The 21,914-nt window shown below is 71.4% G+C and carries 9 protein-coding genes; 5 read left to right on the top strand and 4 right to left on the bottom strand.

All coding sequences use genetic code 11. The features are described 5' to 3' along the window. Positions 1-155: 155 nt before the first annotated feature. From AC6F7H_RS24425 to AC6F7H_RS24415, 3 genes are all read right to left on the bottom strand, one after another. A complete protein-coding gene (locus AC6F7H_RS24425) occupies positions 156-1,562 on the bottom strand; it encodes a hypothetical protein (protein ID WP_500759066.1) in 1,407 nt (468 codons plus the stop codon). Beyond that, positions 1,559-4,525, bottom strand: a complete 2,967-nt coding sequence (locus AC6F7H_RS24420) for a DUF8741 domain-containing protein (RefSeq protein ID WP_500759064.1) — start codon at positions 4,523-4,525, stop codon at positions 1,559-1,561. Before AC6F7H_RS24420 ends, AC6F7H_RS24425 begins: the two co-directional genes overlap by 4 nt. A gap of 125 nt (positions 4,526-4,650) precedes the next feature. Next, on the bottom strand, positions 4,651-9,930 hold the full coding sequence (locus tag AC6F7H_RS24415; protein WP_500759062.1) for a DEAD/DEAH box helicase: 5,280 nt from the start codon (positions 9,928-9,930) through the stop codon (positions 4,651-4,653). Positions 9,931-10,153: 223 nt separating this feature from the next. On the opposite strand from AC6F7H_RS24415, the gene AC6F7H_RS24410 reads away from it, so the two are divergent. Further along, complete coding sequence (locus tag AC6F7H_RS24410) at positions 10,154-11,167, top strand: serine/threonine-protein kinase (protein ID WP_500759061.1); 1,014 nt, start codon at positions 10,154-10,156, stop codon at positions 11,165-11,167. A gap of 181 nt (positions 11,168-11,348) precedes the next feature. Then, a complete protein-coding gene (locus AC6F7H_RS24405; RefSeq protein ID WP_500759059.1) occupies positions 11,349-13,400 on the top strand; it encodes an HsdM family class I SAM-dependent methyltransferase in 2,052 nt (683 codons plus the stop codon). Positions 13,401-13,428: 28 nt separating this feature from the next. Here the strand turns inward: AC6F7H_RS24405 and AC6F7H_RS24400 are convergent, their stop codons facing one another. Beyond that, positions 13,429-14,910, bottom strand: coding sequence for a serine/threonine-protein kinase (locus AC6F7H_RS24400; RefSeq protein WP_500759058.1), 1,482 nt, complete (start codon positions 14,908-14,910; stop codon positions 13,429-13,431). A 182-nt stretch (positions 14,911-15,092) separates the two neighbouring features. Here AC6F7H_RS24400 and AC6F7H_RS24395 point away from each other — a divergent pair, with 182 nt between their 5' ends. Genes AC6F7H_RS24395 through AC6F7H_RS24385 form a run of 3 tightly spaced genes read left to right on the top strand, consistent with a single transcriptional unit; the run spans position 15,093 to position 21,856 of the window. After that, positions 15,093-16,838 (top strand): PD-(D/E)XK nuclease family protein, encoded by a 1,746-nt coding sequence (locus AC6F7H_RS24395; RefSeq protein WP_500759057.1) that lies wholly within the window; start codon positions 15,093-15,095, stop codon positions 16,836-16,838. After that, positions 16,831-18,099 carry a pPIWI_RE_Y domain-containing protein gene (locus AC6F7H_RS24390; RefSeq protein ID WP_500759056.1) on the top strand — a complete coding sequence of 423 codons (1,269 nt, stop codon included), beginning with the start codon at positions 16,831-16,833 and terminating at the stop codon, positions 18,097-18,099. Before AC6F7H_RS24395 ends, AC6F7H_RS24390 begins: the two co-directional genes overlap by 8 nt. Next, the gene (locus tag AC6F7H_RS24385) at positions 18,092-21,856 is read left to right on the top strand and encodes a pPIWI_RE_Z domain-containing protein (RefSeq protein WP_500759054.1); all 3,765 of its coding nucleotides are present in this window, start codon (positions 18,092-18,094) and stop codon (positions 21,854-21,856) included. Before AC6F7H_RS24390 ends, AC6F7H_RS24385 begins: the two co-directional genes overlap by 8 nt. Positions 21,857-21,914 lie beyond the last annotated feature (58 nt).

Raw genomic sequence — 21,914 nt, 5'->3', positions numbered from 1 at the left:
GAAGACTGCGGCACCGGGGCCTCCTGTTGCTCTATGGATTCGACACCCACGAGTTGTTCAGGAGGCCCCGTCTTCATGCCCTGGCCTCGGCAGGATCACCCGACCGGGAACCCGCGTTCGACCGCCACCGCTCAAGATCGAAAAGACAACAGCTTCTAAGAGCCGGAGGTCTTGCGGTCGTTACCGTCCAGCTTGGCCAGGACGTACTCGTTGCCCTCGCCGAGGCGCGGCTCCAGTTCGAGCAGTGACTCGTAGACCGAGCCGAGCTCGTCGGCGCCGAGGTGACGGTAGTCGACCTTGCGGGGGCGGCCCAGCTTGGCGTCGTACACCTCGGACAGGGCCTGTACGGCCTCGTAGAGGGACTTGTTGGACAGACTCAGGCCGTCCAGGATCGCGTCCGCGGCGGTGGGCTCGAACAGGCCGCCCAGAGCCGGGAGTCCGAGCTCGGGGCGGCCACCCGGCGTGCCGAGGCCCTCGATGACCAGCCGCAGCGCCTGCCACTGGTCGCCGTGGAGGCTGCCGGTGCGGCCGGCGACGCGGCGCAGGCGGGCCGTGGAGAAGTACTTCTCGTACGTCTCGCGGGCCTGCTCGGTGGCGTCGGGGTGCAGGAGCAGGTCGCGGTCCTCGGTGACGAAGAGGAACAGCAGGCGGTAGGCGAGGCGGAGCAGGGCGGGGTGGAGGTCGTCGCGGACGTTCTTATCGCGGGTGCGCAGGGCGTCGCGCAGGTCGGCGTTGTCGGGGTGGGCGATGAGGCCCGTGCCGATCACGGTCAGGGCCTTCTCGACGCCCTTGCGGAGTTCCTTCAGGGCGCGGGTGCCGCTGTCGATGGCCTCGGTGCGCCACTTCTCCAGGGGGCAGGTCGCGGCCGGCTCGCCCTCGGCGCGGGGCTCGAAGCGGGTGCGGTGCAGCAGGCGCCACAGGAGGACGAAGTCGTCGGAGCGGTCGCCGTCGAAGATCGCCTGGAGGTCGAACTCGATGAAGGCGGCGCCGGTGAGGGAGGCGGACTCGCGCAGCAGGCGCAGCTGGCGGCCGTTGGAGAGGACGCCCCAGAGGGTGGAGTCCGCCGAGCGGTTGAGGTACTCCTGCACCATCGACTGCGGGGCCTGCTTGGCCAGTTCGGTGGTGCGCGTGTCGAGGGGGACGTTCCAGCCGGTGAGGTGGACGGGGACGTGCGCCCAGTGGTGGCTGACCTCGAAGTCCTTCTCGTCGTCGCGGGAGGGCAGGCCGGGCGCGGGCACGGGGGCGAGGGCGCCGAAGCCGAGCTGCTCGAACAGGGGCAGCAGCCAGCGTTCGGTGGTGACGCCGACCGCGTGCACGCCGGGGTCGGCGTCGGCGCCGTCGCGGGCCAGGGCGTCCTGGTAGGCGGCCCACACGCCGCGCAGATAGCCCCAGGAGCGCTCGGCGGCGTCCCGTACCGAGTCGCCCTTGGCGTACAGGCGGTAGTCGGCGGGCTTGGAGCCGGTCTGCTCCTTGCCTTCCTTGATGCGGACCAGGAGGTCGTACGGCAGGAGGCCGCCGACGGTGGCGACGGAGTCGGTGACGAGGGTCCTGGCGGTACTCATGCGCCCACTCCCTGGGGGAACGTCGGGGCCGGGCGGTAGTGGTAGACGCCCAGAATGTCCGGGTCGCCCTGGGGGACGACCTTCAGGCCCGCGAGGCGAGCGCGGGAGGCGGTGCGGACCCTGCGGTGCGAGGCCTCCAGGGTGCGGCCCAACTCGGCCGACTGGCGCCGTAGTTCGGGCATGATCGCGGGCAGGGCGGCCAGGATCTCGGCGATGTGCTCGGTGGCGAACTTGGGGTCGGTGTTCTGCGTGGCGCGGGCGTCGAGGAGGGCCACGGCCTCGTCCTCCGGCAGCCACTCCGGGGCGTCGGGCCTGCCTCGGTAGGCGACCACGCGGGCGTCCTCGGCGAGCTGCTCGCGCACCGAGCCGTCGCGGGCGGGCAGGTTCAGCTGGAAGCGGTGGCGCACCAGCAGGAGCGTGGTGTTCCGCTCCACGGCCTTCGTACGGACGACTCCGCAGCGGCGGGCCGGGCGCTGCCACTCCGGCACCTTGTCGGCGTCGTCGAGGGCCGCGTCCAGGACGAAGCGGGCGACGGCGGCGACCACCGGGTCGGTGCGGGTGAGGGCGGCCTCGCCGCGCGGGGCGCTGGGGGCGTCGTGGAAGACGACCGGGCGGGGGTGGCGGGGGCCGAGCGCGTGGGAGACGGTGTCGCGCAGGCCCTGCGGGAGGGCGTCGGTGTGCGCGGTGAAGCCGCCCTGCTTCGTGGGGGCGGGCATACCGCGCAGGGCGCCCAGGGCGCGGCGGATGAAGTCCCGTACCTCCTCGCCGGTACCGAGCGCGGCACGAACCTCGTCGACCTCGGCCGCGACCTCATCCTTCTTGATGGTGAGCTGGGCGTAGCGGGAGCGGTAGCGCTTCTCCCGCTCGGCGGAGGACTGCCAGGCGATCTCCAGCTGCTCGGCCACCTCCTCCTGCGCGAACAGCCCCTCCTGCTCGTACGGCGACCGCTCGCCGCGCAGGATCAGTCCCTCGAAGACGGCCTGCATGGCGCTCTCGGACTCCTGCGGCACGGGCACAGAGATGCCGGTGACCCGGCGGATGCGCTCGTGCTTGCGGAGCAGGACGTTGAGGACGATGCCGTCGACGGGGTTGTCGGCGCCGTACAGGGTGAGCGCCTTGACGATGTCGGTGCGCTGGCCGAAGCGGTCGACGCGGCCCTCGCGCTGCTCGTGGCGGGTCGGGTTCCACGCGAGGTCGTAGTGGAGGACCGCGTCGAAGGACTCCTGGAGGTTGACGCCCTCGGAGAGGCAGTCGGTGGCGACCAGGACGCGGCGCTCGGGCGCGGGGTTGCCTTCCTCGTCGGTGCCGGTCAGCTCGGCGATGCGGGTGACGCGCTGGTCGGGTGAGAGTTCGCCGGTCACGGAGGCCACCGCGACCGGGTGCTCGGCGCCCTTCTTGTTGAGGACTTTCTTGAGGTGGTCGGCCACGTAGTCGGCGGTCGCGATGTAGCGGCAGAAGACGATGGGCCGGTAGCCCTTGTCGAGGAGGTCGGAGACGGTGGTGATCAGCTTCTTCAGCTTGGCGTCGCGGGTCGGGCCGTAGAGCTTCTTGGCCGATTCGGCCATGGCGACCAGGCGGGCCTTCTCCTCGTCGTCGGCCTCGGCGTCGACCTCGGTGCTGGTGGCCTCGGTGCTGGTGGCCGTGGGGAGGCGGGTGCCCGGTACGGCGTCCGCGGACTCGGGGGTCTCGCTGTCGGCCGGGTCGGAGACGGTGCGCTCCCCGGTGCGATCCGCCTCGGCGGGGGTGTCCGCCTCCTCGACGCCGGCGCGGGTGTTCAGGGACTGCATGGCGGCGGCCGGGGAGGAGGACAGGGTGCGCAGCAGGGCGAGGGTGGACCACCAGCGCTGGCGCTGCTGGAGGGCGCCGTCGGCCGCGCGTACGGTCTCGCGGGCGTACGACAGGACCTCGTCCAGGAGCTTCTTGTAGTCGCGGTGCAGGGTGTAGGCGGTCTCGGCGGTGTCCCGGGAGGACGGGAAGTGCGCGCCGTCCTGGAAGTCCTCGCGGATGTCGGCGCGGCGGCGCTGCACGAAGAACTCGGCGAGCAACCTGCGGCCCGCGTCGGTGTCGAGGGGGACGGCGGCCAGGCGGTCGTCGAGCAGGCCGATCAGTCGGCGGAAGGGCTCTTCCTTGCCGCTGTGCGGGGTGGCCGTGACCAGCAGGAGGTGGCGGTCGGTCCGGTCGGCGAGGGCGCGCAGCAGCGCGTAACGCTGCTGGGAGGAGCGGGCGGACGCGCCGACCGTGGTGTCGGAGACGCAGGAGTGCGCCTCGTCGACGATCACCAGGTCGGGGCAGTGGCGCAGGAAGTCCTCGCGGTGGCGGGGGGACTTGATGAAGTCGGTGGAGACGACGTACGCGCCGTCCGGGCGGAACACCGACTGGCCGTACGGGGTCTCACGCTCCAGACGGCCGATCGTGGACGGCAGCACGAGACGGGCGTCGACGCCGAACTTGCCGTACAGCTCGGCCCGCCACTGCTCGGCCAGGGCGGGCGAGCACAGCACGACCAGGCCTCGGGCGTCGCCCTGCGCCAGCAGCTCGGCGGCGATCAGCCCGGCCTCCACGGTCTTGCCGATACCGACGTCGTCGGCAATCAGCAGCCGGACGGTGTCCTGACGCAGCGCCATCAGCAGCGGGACCAGCTGGTAGGGGCGGGGGTCGACAGCGATCGAGGCGAGCGACCGGAAGGGGCCCGCGCCGGAACGGAAGCCGATGCGCAGGGCGGTGCGCAGCAGCCCGGCGGCCTGCTGGTCGCCGAGGTCGGAGGGGGTGGGCGGGGCGAAGGTGGCGGGGACGACGGTTTCCAGGCCGGGCAGGACGCCCGCGATGTCGTCGTCGGCGCCGCCGAGCGGGCGCAGGACCAGCAGGTCGGGTGTGGAGTCGGGCAGCACGACCCACTCACGACCCCGGGCGTGGACGAGGGAGCCGACGGCGTACTGCCGGGTCGGCTGGGCGGCGGTGGTCATGCGGGCCTTCCGGGGTCGGGGCGGTAGGGGTCGTTCGGGCGGGTCGGCCGGGGCGGTGGCCGGGCGGACCGCGTGCGGGCCGTGGGACCGGGGCGGACCGAAGAGGTCCGCCCCGGTCCCTGAGATCAACGGCGCGCCTCGCCGAACACCGAAGGGTAGTCGGCCACGGCCTTCGACCAGTCGTCGTCGTAGCGGATACGGATGACCTCCCAGCCGATCTCCTTCAGCCGCTCCGCGGCCTCCTCGTCGCGCAGCGTCGTCTCCGCGTGGTCGTGGTGCGGGCCGTCGACGAAGACCGCGACGGGGCCGAAGGAGGTGTCGTAGACGAAGTCCGGCTTGGAAAGGGCCGCGCTCAGCCGGACCTGCTGGTGGTCGGGCAGGCGGTGGCCGTGGGTCCTGAGGTAGGCGACGAACCGCTCCTCCAGGGAGGAGTCGGCGCCCTCGATGAGCGCGTCGGCCTGCTCGTCGCGGGTGCGGCCCGCGTGGCTGGAGCCGACCTCGCCGCCCGCGAAGTCCATCAGCAGCTGCTTCACCAGGTGGCGGTCGATCATCCGGTGGTGGCGCTGGTTGCCGAAGGAGAGCAGGCAGTCGTAGCAGCCCTTCTCGCACGGGTCGCCACTGCGCTTCTCGGCTCCCCGGTCGCGCCCGACCTGGTCGAAGTGCGCGATCTCCAGGGCCCGGCGGGCGGCGCGGGCGAGCGCGTCGGGCTCGGCTTGGAGGCGGCGCAGCACGCCCGCGCCGCCCTCGGCGCTCTCGATGAACAGCAGCCGCTCGCGGGGACCGTCGTGCGGCGGCAGCTCCTCGGTGTCCAGCTCGGAGTCCTCCAGCTGGAACTCGGCCTCGATGCCCCGCTCCAGCGCGTACTGGAGGGTGATCGCGGTGTCCTTGTCGACGGGGGCCGCGAGCTTGAGGACGAGGATGTTGCGGGTGTCCTGGACGTACGGGATGACGGGGATCTTGCGCACGACCTTCTCCGCGTCGGCGAGGCCCTCGTCCTCCACCGGGGTCTCCCGGCCGGGCGCGCTCGTGCTCGGCCTGCCGGTGGAGCCGGCCAGCCACTGGCCGGTGACCGGGTCGAGCCAGAAGCCGATGTCGCCCTTGGCGACCGAGCGGCGGTAGCCCAGGTTTGTGAGCCGGACGGTGGCGCTGTCGCCGTAGACCAGTTCGGCGAGGAGGCGGCCGGCCGCGGCCTTCGCCTCGGCGCGCAGCGAACCGTCCCGGCCGTCCTCGTGCTGCTTGAAGCGGTAGGAGATCTCCACCGCGTAGCCGGTGCGCTGGCGCTCCTCCTCGTCGGAGGAGATCCGGTCGCGACGGTGGGTGAAGACGGTGTGCAGGTGCAGCAGCCCGGTGCGGGGGTCGCCGTACGAGCTGCCGCAACCCAGGCAGGTGTCCTCGCGCCGCTCCTCGGGGGACAGATAGCCGCAGCCCTGGCACACCTTGGCGCTCTCGGTGGTCAGTTCGCCGCTGGTGTCCGGGGGCAGCTGCACCCGGTCCACCTTGAACCGGCTGCCCTCGTGGTAGATCAGCGCGCCCGGCCCGAACTCACGGATCGCGATGAACCGGGACCGCTGGAGGTAGTCGCCGTCGTAGCCGCGGCTGGTGCGGCCGGTGCCGGGGATGTACGCGGCGAGCGGCAGCCGGGGGAAGGAGTAGCCGGGCAGGAAGCCCTCGGAGGCGAAGTAGCGGTACGGGTAGAAGTCCGACAGCACCGTGCGCTCGCCTCCCTGCCTGTTCTCCAGGAGCGCGATCTGGTTCTCCGCCTGGGCGCGGCGGCGGACGGCCTGGGCCTGGGAGCGGCCGGTCGCCGTGCGGTTGCGGATGTTGTCGTGCTGGATCTCCCGCTCCTCCAGCGCCTTGCGGTAGAGGTTCCGCCAGCGTCCGCATTTCTCGTCGAAACGCCCGGGGGCCTTGGCGACGGTGTCCTCCAGCCACTGCTCGTGCCACCAGGACGTCTCGCGCAGGGCGTCGACGCAACCCGCGAGAACGGTGCGGGCCCGCACGAGGGCGCGCTGCTGGGCGGTCGGCGTGCCGATCTGCTCCCGCACCTCGGGCAGCAACTCCAGCGAGGGGGTCTTGCCGTCGGTGTCGAGGATCTTGGTCATGGTGCGGCCGAGTTCCAGGCGGGTCTCGGCGAGCCAGATGGCGTGCACGTGCGAGGCGAGCAGGTCCTCGTTGGCCAGGTCGAGGCGGGGCGCGGCGACGGTGCCCGCAACCATCTGGTCGGAGCGGGTGAAGTAGTACTGGTCGTGGCTGTTGCCGGTCGCGCAGTACGTGGTGACCAGCGCGGGCTGACCCGAGCGGCCCGCGCGGCCCGAGCGCTGCGCGTAGTTCGCGGGAGTCGGCGGGACGTTGCGGAGGTTGACGGCGTTGAGGCTGGCGATGTCGACGCCGAGCTCCATCGTGGGCGAGCAGTACAGCAGGGGTAGCGGCAACCCCTTGCTGAACAGCTTCTCCCGCTCCTCGCGGACGTCGGGGTGGACCTGGGCGGTGTGCTCTGCGGCGTGCAGTCCGGCGAAGGTGGACGCGACCTCCGTGTAGAGACCCTGGAAGAAGGCGTTGACGCGGGGGCCCCGGCCCGTGCGGTAGGTGCGGCGCAGCCGGTCCACCGCGCCGTACTCGTCGTCGCGGGCGTGCCAGCGGATCACCGGGTGGTGGATCTGGTAGCCGGGGTCCTCGCCCCGGCCTTGGGTGATCCGGCTCAGGACACCGCCGTCGGCGAGGACCTCCAGCAGGTCGCGGATCACGTCCTGGGCGTCATCGAGGGAGAGGCCGTGGCTCCAGTGCGGGAAGGTCTCCGGCTTGCGGACGTGGCGGCCGAAGGCGGTGCGGCCGGTGAGGTTCAGCTCGCTGCGGGTGCGCCCGGAGCGGCCCGGCTGGCCGGAGCGGGCCACCGCGACGCCGGGCGCGGGGGGCGCGGACTCGGTCTCGGCGATGGCCCAGGCGTCGTTGAGCTTGGCGGACTCCTTGCGCAGCTCGTTGAACTTGGCCTCGGTGAAGTACGGGGTGTCCACGGCGCGCTGGCGGCGCAGCTCGTCCATGAGGACGCGGGAAAGGTCGAGCCGGGTGGCAGGGGTCGCGGTGCGCAGTGGCCCGGCGGCGCGCTGCCAGCGCTCCTCGTCCTGGGCGATCTGGTCGAGCCCCGCGTACTCCAGGCCCAGCAGACCGGTCTGCTCCAGGTTGGGCATGGTGATCCGCCAGCCGCGCTCCAGGTCGAGGAAGAGCCGGTACTCGGCCACCTGGGCCAGCGCGTTCAGCGTCTCCTCGGCGAGCGCCTCCACCTCGGTGGGGTTGTTGGCGTACTCGTGACGGGCCAGCCCCATGGCGGCCACGACCTCTTCGCCCAGCCGCTTCCAGCGCAGGCCCGCCTCTCCCGCCTTCAGCATGGCGCGGTAGAGGGCGCCGCGCAGCTGGGTGACCATGACGAAGTCGTTGAAGTGCCCCGACTGCAGGCTGGCGTCCTGCCGGTTGTCGACGAACGTGAGCAACTTGCGGGCTTCGTCGTCGAGTTCACTCGCGGGCAGACTCTTGAGGTGGCGGACGATGGAAGCGCTGACGACGGAGGTGGCGGTGGAGCGGCCCTCCTGGTCGAGCGTCATCAGCTTGGCGAAGTCGCGTTCCCTAACCTGCTCGTAGCTGACCCCGCACTCCAGGCAGAACAGGAACGGGGCGGACACGTAGGCGGCGTACAGGCCATCCCCGTCCTTGTTCACCGCCGTGCCGTCGGGCCTCACCCACACGGGCTGCGGGGCGCGCTTCTTGCGGCTCGCGGTGAGGACGGGCGTGCCCTTCTTCGGGTCGAGGGTGAGCCAGCTGTCAGGGAAGCGGCGCTGGTCGATCGCGTCCGTGACACGCTCGGGCCACGGGTTGGTGGCCGAGAGGTAGAGGTAGCCCTGCTCGTCGTCCGCGTCCTCCCGGGTCCGGAAGGAGACCGTGCCGTCGTCGCTCTGCTCGCGAGCCACGGTGAGGTACTCCTGGCCGCACTCACGGCAGAAGGACAGCGGCAGAAGGAGCTTCTCCGGCTCCCCAGGCACCCGCTGCTGGTAGGTGCGGGTGATGTGACGGCTGTCCGCCGGCTCCAGGGAGACGTACGCCGAGCCGCCCTTGGAGAGGAACTGGTGGAGGCGGAACGCGAACAGCGCGCGGTCGTCGGCGTCGCGGACCTGCGTGCCGGCCCGGAGCGTGGACCGGATGGCCTTGGCGCAGGCGGTGTACTGCTCGTCCTCGGGTGCGTCGCGCGGGACGTCGAAGGCGTCCTCGCGCAGGGCGCGCGCGGCGAGTTCCACGGTGGTGGGCTTGGCGCGCACCAGCAGGCGGGTGCCGTCCTCGTCGGTGGTCTCGGTGAGGCCGAAGGCCGTCTCGACCCAACGGGCCAGCGGGTCAGCCTTGAGTGTGTCGTACTCCAGCGGAGGGTTGTTCTCCCTTATGCGGGCGGCGAGTTCGGCACGCGTGGGGGTCGTGTCGCCGGTCGCGCGGACCAGGGTCTCGCCCACCACCCGGTCCGGGGAGATCTCCGTGTCGAACAGGGTGGAGGCAACCTCGGCGACCTCACGGCGGCGGGCGGCGGGGGTACCCTTGGTGGACATGGTGGCGGAGGTGCCGACGCACTGCAGGGCGGGCGACTCGCACGCCTCGCGCACACGCCGGACCAGCAGGGCGACATCGGCGCCCTGACGGCCGCGGTAGGTGTGCAGTTCGTCCAGGACGAGGAAGCGCAGGCCCTTGGCCCGGCCGATGAGCCGCTTGCGCTCCTCGGGGCGGGTGAGCATCAACTCCAGCATCACGTAGTTGGTGAGCAGGATGTCCGGGGGGGTGTCGAGGACCGCGTCCTTCTCGGACTGCTTCTCCTGGCCGGTGTAACGGGCGTACGTGACGGGCTCGTCGCCCTCGCCGTATCCGGCGGTGAGGAACTTCCTCAGCTCGCCCCGCTGGCTGTTGGCCAGCGCGTTCATCGGGTAGACGATGATCGCCTTGATGCTCGGGGGGTCTCCGGGCCGCTTCTCGCTCAGGATCCGGCTGACGATGGGCACGATGTAGCCGAGGCTTTTTCCGGAGCCGGTGCCGGTCGTCAGGACGTACGAGTCCTTCGAGTCGGCGGCCTCGATGGCGTCGCGCTGGTGCCGGTGGAAGCGGATGGGACGAATCGTCGCACCCTGCTTGTCCTTGCCGGTGCGGAAGATCCGCTTGCACTCGGGGTGGAGGAGGCCGAGGTCGTCGGCGAGGTGGTCGACGGTGCCGCCGCTCGCGAAGCTCGGGTTGAGCGAGAGCCAGGGGTCGGGCCACTGGTCGCCGTCGGCAAGGGACTTGGACACCTTCTCGCCGATCCGCGGGTCGTCGATCACCACCGATCCGGACGTGTATTCCTTGTAGTCCCGGATGAGCCGACGGTGCACCTCGAAGACGTCCACGTGATCCTCACTAGCTCCCGACGTGATCCACGCATCACCGTAGTGGGTGATACGCACGGGACGAACCGCCCCGCCTTCACCCCATTAGAGCAAGAGCATGTGAACTCAGTCAACGAATAAAGCGCCGCGCGGGCAGCATTCGAAGCACCACCGTGTCACACTCTCCCTGACACCAGCCCGAGCAGGGCGCGGCAGGGCACGGAGGGGACGGGCCGCAGCGCGAATGGACACCAGAACACTGATCGCCGGCCGCTACCGGATCAAGCGCCTCATCGGCCGGGGCGGCATGGGAGTCGTCTGGCTCGCCCACGACGAGAACCTGGGCCGCGACGTGGCGCTGAAGACCATGAATGTCGATCCGGGACTCACCGAGGAGCAGCGCGCCCGCGACGCCGAAAGGTTCCGCCGGGAGGCGCAGGCCGTCGCGCGACTCGACCACGCGGGCCTCGCCACCGTCTACGAACTCGGCGAGGAGAACGGCACCCGCTTTCTCGTCATGCAGTACGTGATCGGGCCCCCGCTCGACGACCGGATTGCCGAGGAGGGCCCGCTCTCCATCGAGGAGACCGCGTCAATCGGCGTCCAGATCGCCTCCGTCCTGGGCTCAGTGCACGCCCGCGAGGTCGTGCACCGCGACCTCAAGGGCAGCAACGTCGTGATCCGCACGGACGGCGTGGTCAAGGTCCTGGACTTCGGCGTCGCCGCCTTCCTCGACCCGGACACCACAGGCCTCACCACGACCGGTGAGCACCCCGGCAGCCTGGAGTGCATGGCGCCGGAACAGGTGCAGGGCAAGCCGGTCGACCCCCGCACCGATCTGTACGCGCTCGGCTGCCTGCTGTACGCGATGCTGACGGGCGAGCCGGTCTTCACACACGAGTCCGAACTGATGCTGCCCGGCATGATCCTTGAGCAGCCGCCCGTACCGCCCGGAAGGCTCCGCGCGGGCATCCCCTCCGAACTGGAGGACCTGGTGCTCCAGTTACTGGCCAAGGACCCCGACGAGCGACCCGCCCACGCCGGCGAGGTGTGGCGGCGCCTCGCCGTGTGGCTGCCCGAGCGCCGCACCCCTGAACAGGCACTCCTCCCGTGGGCCGAAGTGGACCCGCTGCGGCCCTTCACCCACCCAATGGGACCAGAGGCCCGGCCGGTGCGGGCATGGGCAACTTCGGGGCGGAACGGCCGACCCGGTCGGACGGGGGCGACGCCCGGGCGGCACGGCCGGCCGTCGCGCTGACCCGCGCGCGCCTCGCCGACCGGAACGCGACGTACGCCCCCCAAACCGTCATTACGCATCTGTGAACAAAGTCAATGGTCATGTACGCTGACCGATGCAGTTCGGAGGAAGGGTGGCTTGATCACACACCCATAACCGAGGGGAAAGTCCTCCCTCCACCAGAAATGCCCTGGGAGTGTAGATGTCCACGTCGCGCGCCGTACCGGTGACCTTGGCCGAAATCGCCCGCCTTGCGGGTGTGGGACGAGCCGCGGTGAGCAACTGGCGGCGGCGGCATCCGTCCTTCCCCGAGCGAATCGCCGGCACCGACACCAACCCTCAGTTCTCCTTGACCGACATCGAGGGCTGGCTGCGCGACAACAAGAAGTTGAAGAAGTCCGCCGAGAGGGAATGGCTCTGGCCCGGTTTCGAGGCGCTCGGCGGGCGTGACGAGACCGGGGCCGCGATCGCCGAGGTAGGACGGCTCCTCTCCGGGCGGGTGAGCGACGAGGGCGAAGAGATCCGTGCCGACACACGGGAGCTGATCGAACGGGCCGTGGATCTCGGCCAGCGTGAGGGAGGCACGGAAACGTTCGCGTTTCTGCTGCGCCGCTGGCTCGACGTCCATGTGCGCCAGATCGCCACGACCCCGGAACCGCTGGCATCCCTCATGGCGCAACTCGCCCTCAGGGCGGCCAACGGCCTGGCGGGCGACAGCCCGGGCGGCTCCGGCGGCACCACGGTCATGGACCCTGCTTGCGGCCCCGGGCATCTCCTCCTGGCCGCGGCCGACGCCGCGAGGGCATCCGGCGCCGAGGCACTCACGCTGCTCGGCAGTGACCGGGACGCCGTCCTCGCTTCGCTGGCGGACTCCCGCATGGCCCTCGCCGAGATCGACGGCCATAGGGAGAAGGAGTGGGCGCAGGTCTCCGTACGGGCTGCTGACTCCCTACGCGACGACCCGTTCTCCGGCACCCCCGCCGACATCGTCCTGTGCAACCCGCCCTTCAACGAACGGGACTGGGGATACGAGGAGTTGGCCACCGACGCCCGCTGGAGCCACGGCCTTCCCCCGCGCACCGAGCCCGAACTCGCCTGGGTCCAGCACTGCCTGGCCCAGCTGCGGCCCGGCGGCGCCGCGGTACTGCTGCTGCCGCCCGCCGTCGCGGCCAGGAAGGCCGGCCGCCGCATCCGCGGCTCGCTGCTGCGCACCGGGCAACTGCGGGCCGTCGTCGCGTTGCCGCCGGGCTGCGCCGCACCGCACAGCGTCTCCCTACACCTGTGGGTGCTGCGGATGCCCGTCCACGGGGAAGGCACACCGGTGGGCGATCGGCTGCTGGTCGCCGACGCGGCCTCACGCTTCCCCCGGGACCCGGAGGAGAAGTGGACCCCCGACTGGGCGGCGATCAGCGCTTTCGTGCGCGAGGCCGTCGAAGAGGCGGACTCCCCACAGGCCCCTGCCTACGTACGACAGGTGCCCGTCATCGAACTCCTCAACGACGAGGTCGACCTCACCCCTGGACGCCACATTGCCCCGCCCCCGGCGGACACGGCACTCCGACTGGCCGAATCCTGGCGGGAGTTCACCGGGCTCACCGCGAACGTGAACAAGTCGGCCAGGCTGCTCGCGGCGCTCGACCTCGCCACGGCCGAGGCGGAAACACCGACGGCAACCACAGTCGCCGAGCTCGCCCGGGCCGGGGCGCTCACCCTGCGCGGCGGCCAGCAGCCGCCGGAGGAATCGATCCACGCCGGCCCGCCGTCCGACGACGGCATCCCCCTCCTCACCGTCCCCGATCTTCTGGTGGACGGCGAACCCCGCAGCTGGCTCGCTCCCGGCACCGCGGCGGCCGGCGAGGCCGTCATCGCCGAACCCGGGGACATCGTGGTGGTGGGCGTCGCCCGTGCCTTCTCCGCCTGGGTCCACGAGGGGCCGCCGACCGCCCTCGGCCCCCAACTGCATGCCGTGCGAGTACAGCCCGAACAGCTCGACGCCTGGTTCCTCGCCGGTTCACTGCGGGCTCCCGCCAATGCCCGGCAGGCCGGCACCCACACCACGAACTCCTCCCGCATCGACGTCCGCCGTCTTCAGATCCGCCAGGTTCCCCTCGGAGAACAACGGCGCTACGGAGAGGCGTTCCGCGAACTCACCGCCTTCGAACGGCTGCTGCGCCGCGCGGCCGACCTCGGCACCAGCCTTGCCCGCGACCTTGGCGACGAACTGGCGGCCGGACGCCTGGCCAACCAGGCGTAGCACATCGGCTCGCCCGCAACGGCTGGCGTCACGCCTCCCCGCGTCTGGGCTCGGCCAGGCGGGCCGTGAGCTGGGCGTCGACCGCGTGGCGTACGGCCTCGACACGAGCCGCGAGTTCCGGTGGCAGTCCGGCGGCGGTGCGGCCCGCCGTGTCAACCGCCGCGATGGCCGCCTCCAGTTCACCGAACGTGAGCCGGCACTCGGCCGTGCGCAGCCGGATCAGCGCGCGATCGGCCCGCTCGGCCGGGCCGTCCCCGTGAATGAGATCGTTGTCGACGGCCTGGTAGAGGCGGGCCGCAGCGCCGAAGTTGCCGGAGAGGCGGAATCCGTCCGCAGCCCCCTGCCACACGCGACGCACCAGAGGGCGCCGATCACCCCACTCCTTGCGGACCCGTTCTGTCAGACCGTGCAGCCGGTCGGTCGCGTCGCCCGGCTCACCGGACGCGATCTCCGACTCGGCCTGCGTGCAGAGCTGTTCCACCACGCGGGCGTCCAGCCACTCGTCGGCCGGTGCGGACGCGACAGGCAGCGTGAGAGCGACCGGGCGCGGACGAACAGCCCGGTCCCGCGGCCGACGCAGGGGGGCGGTGGGGTCGGGGTGGGTACGGGGCCGGGGTTCGGGATCGCCGATCCCCGGGGCGAACGGGTCGAGGACCTCCAGGACCTCGTCAACGGCCGGGCGCTGCTCGGGCTTCTTGGCGAGCATCTGCAGTACGAGATCGTCGATCGGCTCCGGGATGCCCGCGGCGTACGTGCTCGGTGGCAGCGGCTCCTCGTTGAGGTGCTTGTCGGTCAGGCCGGACTCCGCGCCGAGCGGGAACGGGGGCCGCCCCGTGAGGAGTTCGTAGAAGATGCAGCCGAAGCAGTAGACATCCGTGCGCGTGGTGGGCTCGCGCTCCAGGAGCTGCTCCGGCGCCAGATAACCGCGGGTGCCAAGCGTCGAACCGTGTGCCGTGTAACGGGTGGCGTCGGCGTGCAGCGGCTTGGCGATGCCGAAGTCGATGAGGACGGCCCACCCCTCTTCATCGATCATGATGTTCGCGGGCTTGAGGTCCCGGTGTACGACCGGGAGCGTGTGTGCGCAGGCCAACGCCCCTGCCACCTGGATGGCGACGGCAACCGCCGTGGCCAGAGGCAGGGGGCTGTGCTCGTCGAGGAAGATCCGCAGACTCACTCCGGTCACCAGGCGCATGGCGATGTAGGGGACGCCCCGGTGCGATCCGCTCCCGTAGAGTTCGGTGATTCCCGGATGATCGAGCGTGCCCAGGAGGTTGGCCTCGCGCCGGAACCGGGCGTTCCTGACGGCGAGTTCGACATCCCGCTCGTACGGGTCGAGGCAGTACAGGGCCTCGGAGTCGTGGCGCAGGAACTTCACCGCCACCTCCCGCCCCCCGGACACCTCTCGGGCCCGCCAGACCTGGGCCATCCCGCCCTTGCCCAGAGAGTCCTTCAACTCGTAGCGCCCGTCGACCAGATCACCCACGCCGGGCTTGTACGTATCCGCGTCCACCACTGTGCCCCTTCGCACCGCTGCGCATCAGACCCACCAGCGTAGCGTGAAAGATTCTGGACACGAGCCGTCCATGGACTCAGTTCACAGATTTATGCCATGCTCTAGTGGTGCCCGGACGTCCTCGGACTCCCGTTGCTCTGGGCACCCTCCTGCCCATACCGCCTGTCACGGGGGTCACCATGCAGAACCCACCCGGTGTCGCCGGCCACGACTGGTTGATCAGGGCGAGCCCCCGGATGGCCCGGCCCGACGACGCGGCATGTCCCACCCACCGACGCACCGCGATGCGGCCTCTGCTCGTCGCCGACCCGGCCGTGCCGTTCCGGCGGCCACCCCGCGAGGAGTTCGCATTCGGCCCACTGTTCACCGCCCTCGACCTGCTGGAACACGACGGATGGTCCGTGGAGCGGGTACGCGAGGAACTCCGGGGCACCCGCGGTCCCTTCCGGGGATGGGGCGCCCCGGTCCACCCCGCCCACCTGGCCTGGACCGCCCACTCCCTGGAGCGCTACGTGGCCGCCCGTACCCGCGAACAGGCGGCCGCCGTCGAGGCCGGGCTGCCTGAGACCAAGCCGGTGAAGCAGCCATGGACGTGGCGCACTCCCCGCACGGACGCTCCCGACGCCCGTGGCGCCCGGCAGTACGAGCACACCCTCTGGGGCCGCATGTACGCCTCCTCCGACGGAAGGGTGCGCGACCTGTGGCTGCCTTCCATGGGCCGGGCCAAGACCGGCCGCCCCGACGCAGAACTCGGGGCCGTGGCGCAGGTGATGGCCTTCGGCGCGCCCACGCCTCGCCGCAAGCAACGCGCCCAGCCTCCGCCCACCGCGACCGAGAGCACCAGCTTGCCCCGATTGGTCCGCGTCTTCGACGTCGGGTGCGCCGACGGGTCCGTGGAGGAGCTGCTCTCCGAGGACCCCGCCGGGGCGAGGCAGCGGTTCCGGGACGACGCTGTGCCTGCCTTCGTCACGGCTGCCACCGAACTCGGCGTGCGTCCCGGGGAGAGCTGTGTCGACTGCAAGGCCATCGCCGGCTGCACGGATCTGAAACGCACCCCGCGGCTGTGGGGCGGGCGCCCTCCGGCTCTCGCACGCCAACGCCGCTCTGTCTCCGTCTGGGACCTGCGGCTGCACGCCGAGTGCCCCGCCCAGTACCACCTTGTGCGGCGACTGCACCTCAACGACCTCTCGGCCGAGGACCGGGGGGCGCGGCGCGGCAGAGCCGTCGACGCCTGGCTCGACGCAGAGCACGCCGAACGCCCGGTGCGCGGCTGCCGGAACCGCGAGATCCCCGAGCCGACGGCGGTACGGGCCAGGGCCGGACTCGACGACACCTCCGCACGCGAGGCTGCCGGGATGCTCGCGGAACACCGGCTCCTGTGCCCTCTCAACGGACTTGACGCCGACGAGCAGGTGCTTGTACAGCATCGGGTCACGGCCTACGTGCCCGAACTCGACGTCGTCGTCCTCGCCGTACCCGACCTGGTGTACACCCACCGCGGCCGGTGGATCTGGCGCGAGACCAAGACGTCAGCCCGCCCGCTGTGGGAACGCGATTCCCTGCTCCACACCTATCCCCAACTCGCCCTCGGTGTCCTGCTGTTCCACGCGGGCGCGCTCGGCGACGACCCGCGCCGCTCCTGGGTCGAACTGGAGCACCTACGTGAAGGCCACGGGGAGAGTCGGCTCGAACCCATCGACCCGGGCCGCGCCGAGAACGTCGACGAGGCCCGGGCCGTCATCGCCGAACTCGTCCAGCCACTCCTGGACGACACCACCTACGAACCGAGGACCGGACGCCACTGCCACGGCTGTCAGGCCCGGACCTGGTGTCGGCCCGGCACCGCCTTCGTCACCGACCATCCGCGCCCGCCGAGCCCCGACACGCAGACCTCGCCGCGAGGAGACGCCACGCCCCATGCCTGACCAACAGCTCGTACCGGACTGGCTGTCCAACCCCGATGTCGTCCTCCTGCGGGACGTGGCCACCGCCGTACTGCACCTGGCGGCCGTCGACCACCTCGACTCCTTCACTCTGCCTTACCCGGCCGGCGCGCAGCGGGCCCTGGATGCCCTGGTACTCCAGTGCCTGCGCAACGGCGCCAAGCCCCCGTCCGGGGTACCCGAGATGATGCGCTGGGCCCGCGCCCGCCCCTTGGGCAGCTGGCCCCTGGACCGACTACCCACCGACCTGTTCGACACCGCGGACCGGCTGATCGACGAGGATTCCGGAGAACCCGCGCAGCTCTGCCACGAGCTCGCCGTGCAGGGGTATGGCTACAGCACCGGACGGCAGTACGACCGCCTGGTGATCCACGAGGCCCTGCGCGCCTGTCGGGCCGTGTCGTCACCCGAGTCGTACACGGCCTTCCGTCGCCTCCTGGTGAATCAGCCCGTCCTCACCGAGGCGGACTGGGCTGAGGTGAGCACCGACCTCTTCCTCGACCCCGTGCGCTTCCTCGTCGAGGAGATCTATGCCCCCGTCCCGCTCGGATTCCGCCGGGACGGCGCGTACCTGTGCTGTCATCGCTGCCTGACCCTGCTCCATCCGGTGTCCGACACCGAGTGGTGGTGCGAGCGCGACCAGTGCCGGCACCAAGGTCCCCCACCGCACGGCCGGGAACTCGTCGCGTCCGAGGTGGGCGAGCTGCGTCAACTGCGGAAACCCCTGCGGCAGTTCGTCACCGGGCCCGGACGCGCCGAGGTCTTTCTGGAGGGCGAGCTACGCGCCCTGGGCCTCACCGTCGAGATGTGGCCGGGCTTCGACGCGTACGACCTTCGCATCTCTTTCCCCGACGGTCACGTGTGGGCCGTCGACGTCAAGGACTGGGCACACCCCGCCTTCCTCGGACGCGCCGCCACCGCCGTCCGCCCCGAGCCCCCGTACGACGAAGCCTGTTGGGTGGTGCCCGCATTCCGGGTGCGCGCCCGCCGTGACTACCTGGCCATGTACGCCAAGGAGCGGGGCGCGGGGGCGGGCGGTCTGCGGCTGCTGACGGACGACCAGCTGAAACGGACCGCGCGGCTGCGGCTGTCCGGCGAACGCGGGCCGGACGCGTCCATCGCGCCCCTGCACACCGTGCCTCCGGCCAGGGAGCACGGCGGGGCACGCACGGCGTCGTCCCGGTCCGAAAGTCAGACGGCGGCGACCGACGGCGCCGGGAAGAAGGGAGCAGACCATGCGTGACCGTAGCAGCTGGTACCAGCCGGTCGTCGCCGCACTGAGGCCTTGGCCCGAAGAACACGCCGGGACCCGGCCCGCTCTGCTCTGCCAGGTCGAGCTCGCTCTGCGGCTGATGGAGACCGTGGCGCCCGGTCACGCTGCCGACGGGGCGTGGACGCTCCTCGGCGGCTACGGCCTCGCCTTCGCGCGGGCCTCGAAGCTCCCCACTGGCACCACCGAACAGGTCGCGCTGGCCGCGGCCCGGCACCTGCTCTGGCCGATGCGCCGCGGCCGGATGTGGCAGCAGAGCCTGGACGCCTACCTGGAACTGCCCGAACGGCTGCGCGCGTACCGCGTCCCGGCGGCCGGGGAGCCCGCCCATCGGGTCCCCCTCAAGGTGGCGGCCGACCGCTTCACCACCTACGACGACGCGCTCGCGAACCTCCCCGGCTTCGCCACGAAGGTGCTTCCCCCGGCGGAGGCGGGCGAACACCGCTTCATGGACCGCCGCCACCGGCGCACTTCCGTCACGGTCCCCGCCGATCTCGTGCGGGACCCCTTCCCCGGCCACCCCCTCACCGCCGAACGCCCGGCCACCGCAGGCCCCCTCGACGTGCCACTCGACGAACTCGCCGACGTCGCACGGTGGATGGACACGGAGGAGCAGCGGCGCGGGCTCAAGGCGGGGAACTGGGAGCAGCGTCTCGCCCAACTCAACCTCGACACCCGTACCCCGGACGGGACGGTCTTCGAAGCGGCGTCCGCGCTGCCGCTCGACCGGCTCACCCACCTCGTCGGCATGGTCGGCGCCGGTAAGTCGACCTTGATGACCCTGCTCGCCGTCTGGGCGTACCACAACGGCCTGCGCATCACTCTCGTCGTCGGCGACGTGGCCGAACAGCTGACGCTGACCGAGCTGTTCCGCACGCTCGGCCTGAGCGCCGCCCTGGTACAGGGGGGAACGACTCGGCCCCAGCACACCCAACGGTTGCACCGCAGACTCGCCGCACGGGGAGAACACTCCCTACTGGCTCACACCGGACCCGTCTTCGCCCACCTCAGCACCGCCTGCCCGCTGGACGCCCTGCGCGCACTCGACACGTCCGAGCCCCTGCGCTACACCGACGCGCCCTGCGGTGGCCTTCACCCCGCTCGGCGCCAGGAGACCACCGAGGAGCCCGCGGCCGAGCGCGCCGTACGCGAACTCGAACGAGCCCGAGGCGCCGTCGACAGGGAGGGCGCCACGGACGACACCGACGAGGAAGACCTGGGCACCCCGCACGCCTGCCCGCTGTGGAGCGCCTGCCCCCGGCACTCCGCCGCGCGTGACCTCGTGGACGCGCTGATCTGGGTGGCCAACCCGGCCAGTCTCGTCCAGACGGCGGTTCCGCGTCAGCTAAACGCCGAGCGCCTGCGCTATCTGGAGCTGGCCTGCCTGCGCAGCGACATCGTCGTCGTCGACGAGGCCGACCGTGTACAGATGCAGCTCGACCAGATGTTCGCTCCGTCGGCCACGCTCGTCACCAAGGGTGTCTCCGACTCCTGGCTCGACCAGCTGCAGACCCACGAGATCGCCGAACTCGCCCGGCAGGGACGGCTGCAACTCTCCGACCAGGACGTGGAACGGTGGTCCGCCGCCCTGGACGTCGTCGGATCCGCCGCGAACCGGCTGTACGCCATGCTCATCGACGACGGAGCGATGCGGGACTGGGCGCAGATCGACTACTTCAGTGCCTGGACTCTTCAGGAGAAGCTGCTGCACGCCTGGTACCCGCTGACGCGAGGCCAGGCCGCCGGGCGGCCGGAGAGCACGAACGAAGGAGACGTCGAGGACGAGAGCGCACTCTACGAGGACAAGGAAGGGCTCGGGGCCGATGGCGACTCCCCCGTCCCCGACGCTCCCTGGGCGCAGCGACGCACCGCGATCACAGGGTTCTTCGACACGTTCCGCGACGATCCGCTCGGCGGACGCGGCCCCTACGGAACCCCCGCCGACGAGCTCACAGCCCTCGCCCACGACGTCCTGCACACCCTCGACGAGAAACGGACACGGCGCCGTGTCCGCACGCTCCTCGACTCCTTCCTCGTCGGAGCGCCGGGCCCGCAGCAGCGCCCCGTGCCCGCTGCCGAGCGAGGCAAGGAGCCTGCCCCTGAGGACGTACCGCTCACCGAGGAGTGGCGGGAACTCAACGCACGGCGAATGGAGTTCACCCTCGTTCTCGCCGCCCTGCACCAACGCCTCGACCGGGTGACGTTCCTGTGGCCTCAGGTGGAGGCGGCGCTACGGCTGGACTCCGCGGCCCACGAACTGACCCGCCGCCCGCCCCTCGACTACGCGCCCCTGCTGCCCGAAGCGCCCATGGGCAACGTCCTGGGCTTCCAGTACCTGGTGGACGAACGGGCCGCCGCCCGAGACAAGGACGGACACCGCACCGGCACCCTGCGCTTCTTCCGTTGCGCGGGCGTGGGCCGGGAGCTGCTCCTGCGTCTTCCCCAGCTCGGCGCCGACCCGGGCCTCGGCAAAGCAGGCCCTCACGTGCTGCTGATGTCGGGCACCAGTTGGGCCGGCACCTCCACCCGGGCCCACGTCCTCGCCCCCGTCCGCGCCGTACTGAAACCGCAGCCCAAGGCTCTCGACGCCATCCGGAAGACCGTGTTCCGCACCGAGTTTCTCTACGACGCCGCAGGAGCGCCGATCCGGCTCTCCGGCCAGGACCCCGACCAGCGCGAGGACGTCCTGCGCCTGATGATCGACCGGCTCGCCCGGTCCCGGAGCGACGGCAACTCCTCCCCTCTCCAGAGCGAACTCGCCCGAATCCCCGACCAGCGCCGCAAGCGCGCCCTGCTTCTGGTGGGCAGCTACACGGAAGCCAAGGTGGCCGCCACCGCCCTGAACGAGATCCCGCGCTGGCGTGGCCGGGTACGCGTCCTGGCCGCCGACGACGCCGAACTGGAGGCCGCTGTCGACGGGACGGCGCCGACGCGGAGCCAGGCGCCGGGCACGGGGTCGGGCGCGGGAGCGGTCCGGCGTGGGGACCTCGCATCCTTCGCCGACGACCCGGACGCCGAACTGCTCGTGGCGCCCCTCCTCGCCGTGGAGCGAGGACACAACATCCTCACCGCCCCCCAACGGTCCGGTGAGGAGAAGGTGGCGGCGTTCGGGACGGTGTTCTTCCTGGTCCGCCCGCACCCCCGCCCCGACGATCTCTCCCTGGCGGTCTTCGCCATCAACGACTGGGCAACGCGGTTCGTACGCGGTCGACTGAAGCTGCCGGACGAAGGGACGTTCAGCGACATGGTCACCCAGGCCGGGGACCTGAACGCGGCAGGCAGCGCTTTCAGGACCACCGCACGCGGCGTGTGGCGACACGTACTGTCACGGCCCTACATCTACTCCTCGCTCTCCGATGACGAGAAGAAGTCCTTCGTCTGGGACCAGCTCGTCACCATCTGGCAGGTCATCGGGCGCCTCGTCCGCGGTGGCGTACCCGCCCGCGTCGTGTTCGTCGACGCGGCCTTCGCACCGCGACTCGCCGCGGCACAGGCGCCCTTCACCGGCCAGAGCCGGCATCCACGCCGCGCAGGCGACCCGGGGCTGCTGGTCAAGCTACGGGACGTTCTGGCGCCGTACTTCGCCCAGACCGACACGGACACCGACACCGTCGAGCACGGCGCGCGCACCGATCCCGCCGACGCCGCACTCGTCAAGCTGCTCTACCGCCCGCTGTACGAAGCACTGTGCGCCATGGGGACGTCACCCGGCCCGCGATCGGTCGACTGAAATACGTCAACCACCGGACTGATCAGCGCTGTTGGCGAGCAATCGCACCACCTACGCA

Source organism: Streptomyces sp. MMS24-W38, from assembly GCF_059889265.1.
The sequence above is the reverse complement of the archived record's forward strand: the minus strand, read 5'-3'. Positions and strand labels throughout refer to the sequence as shown.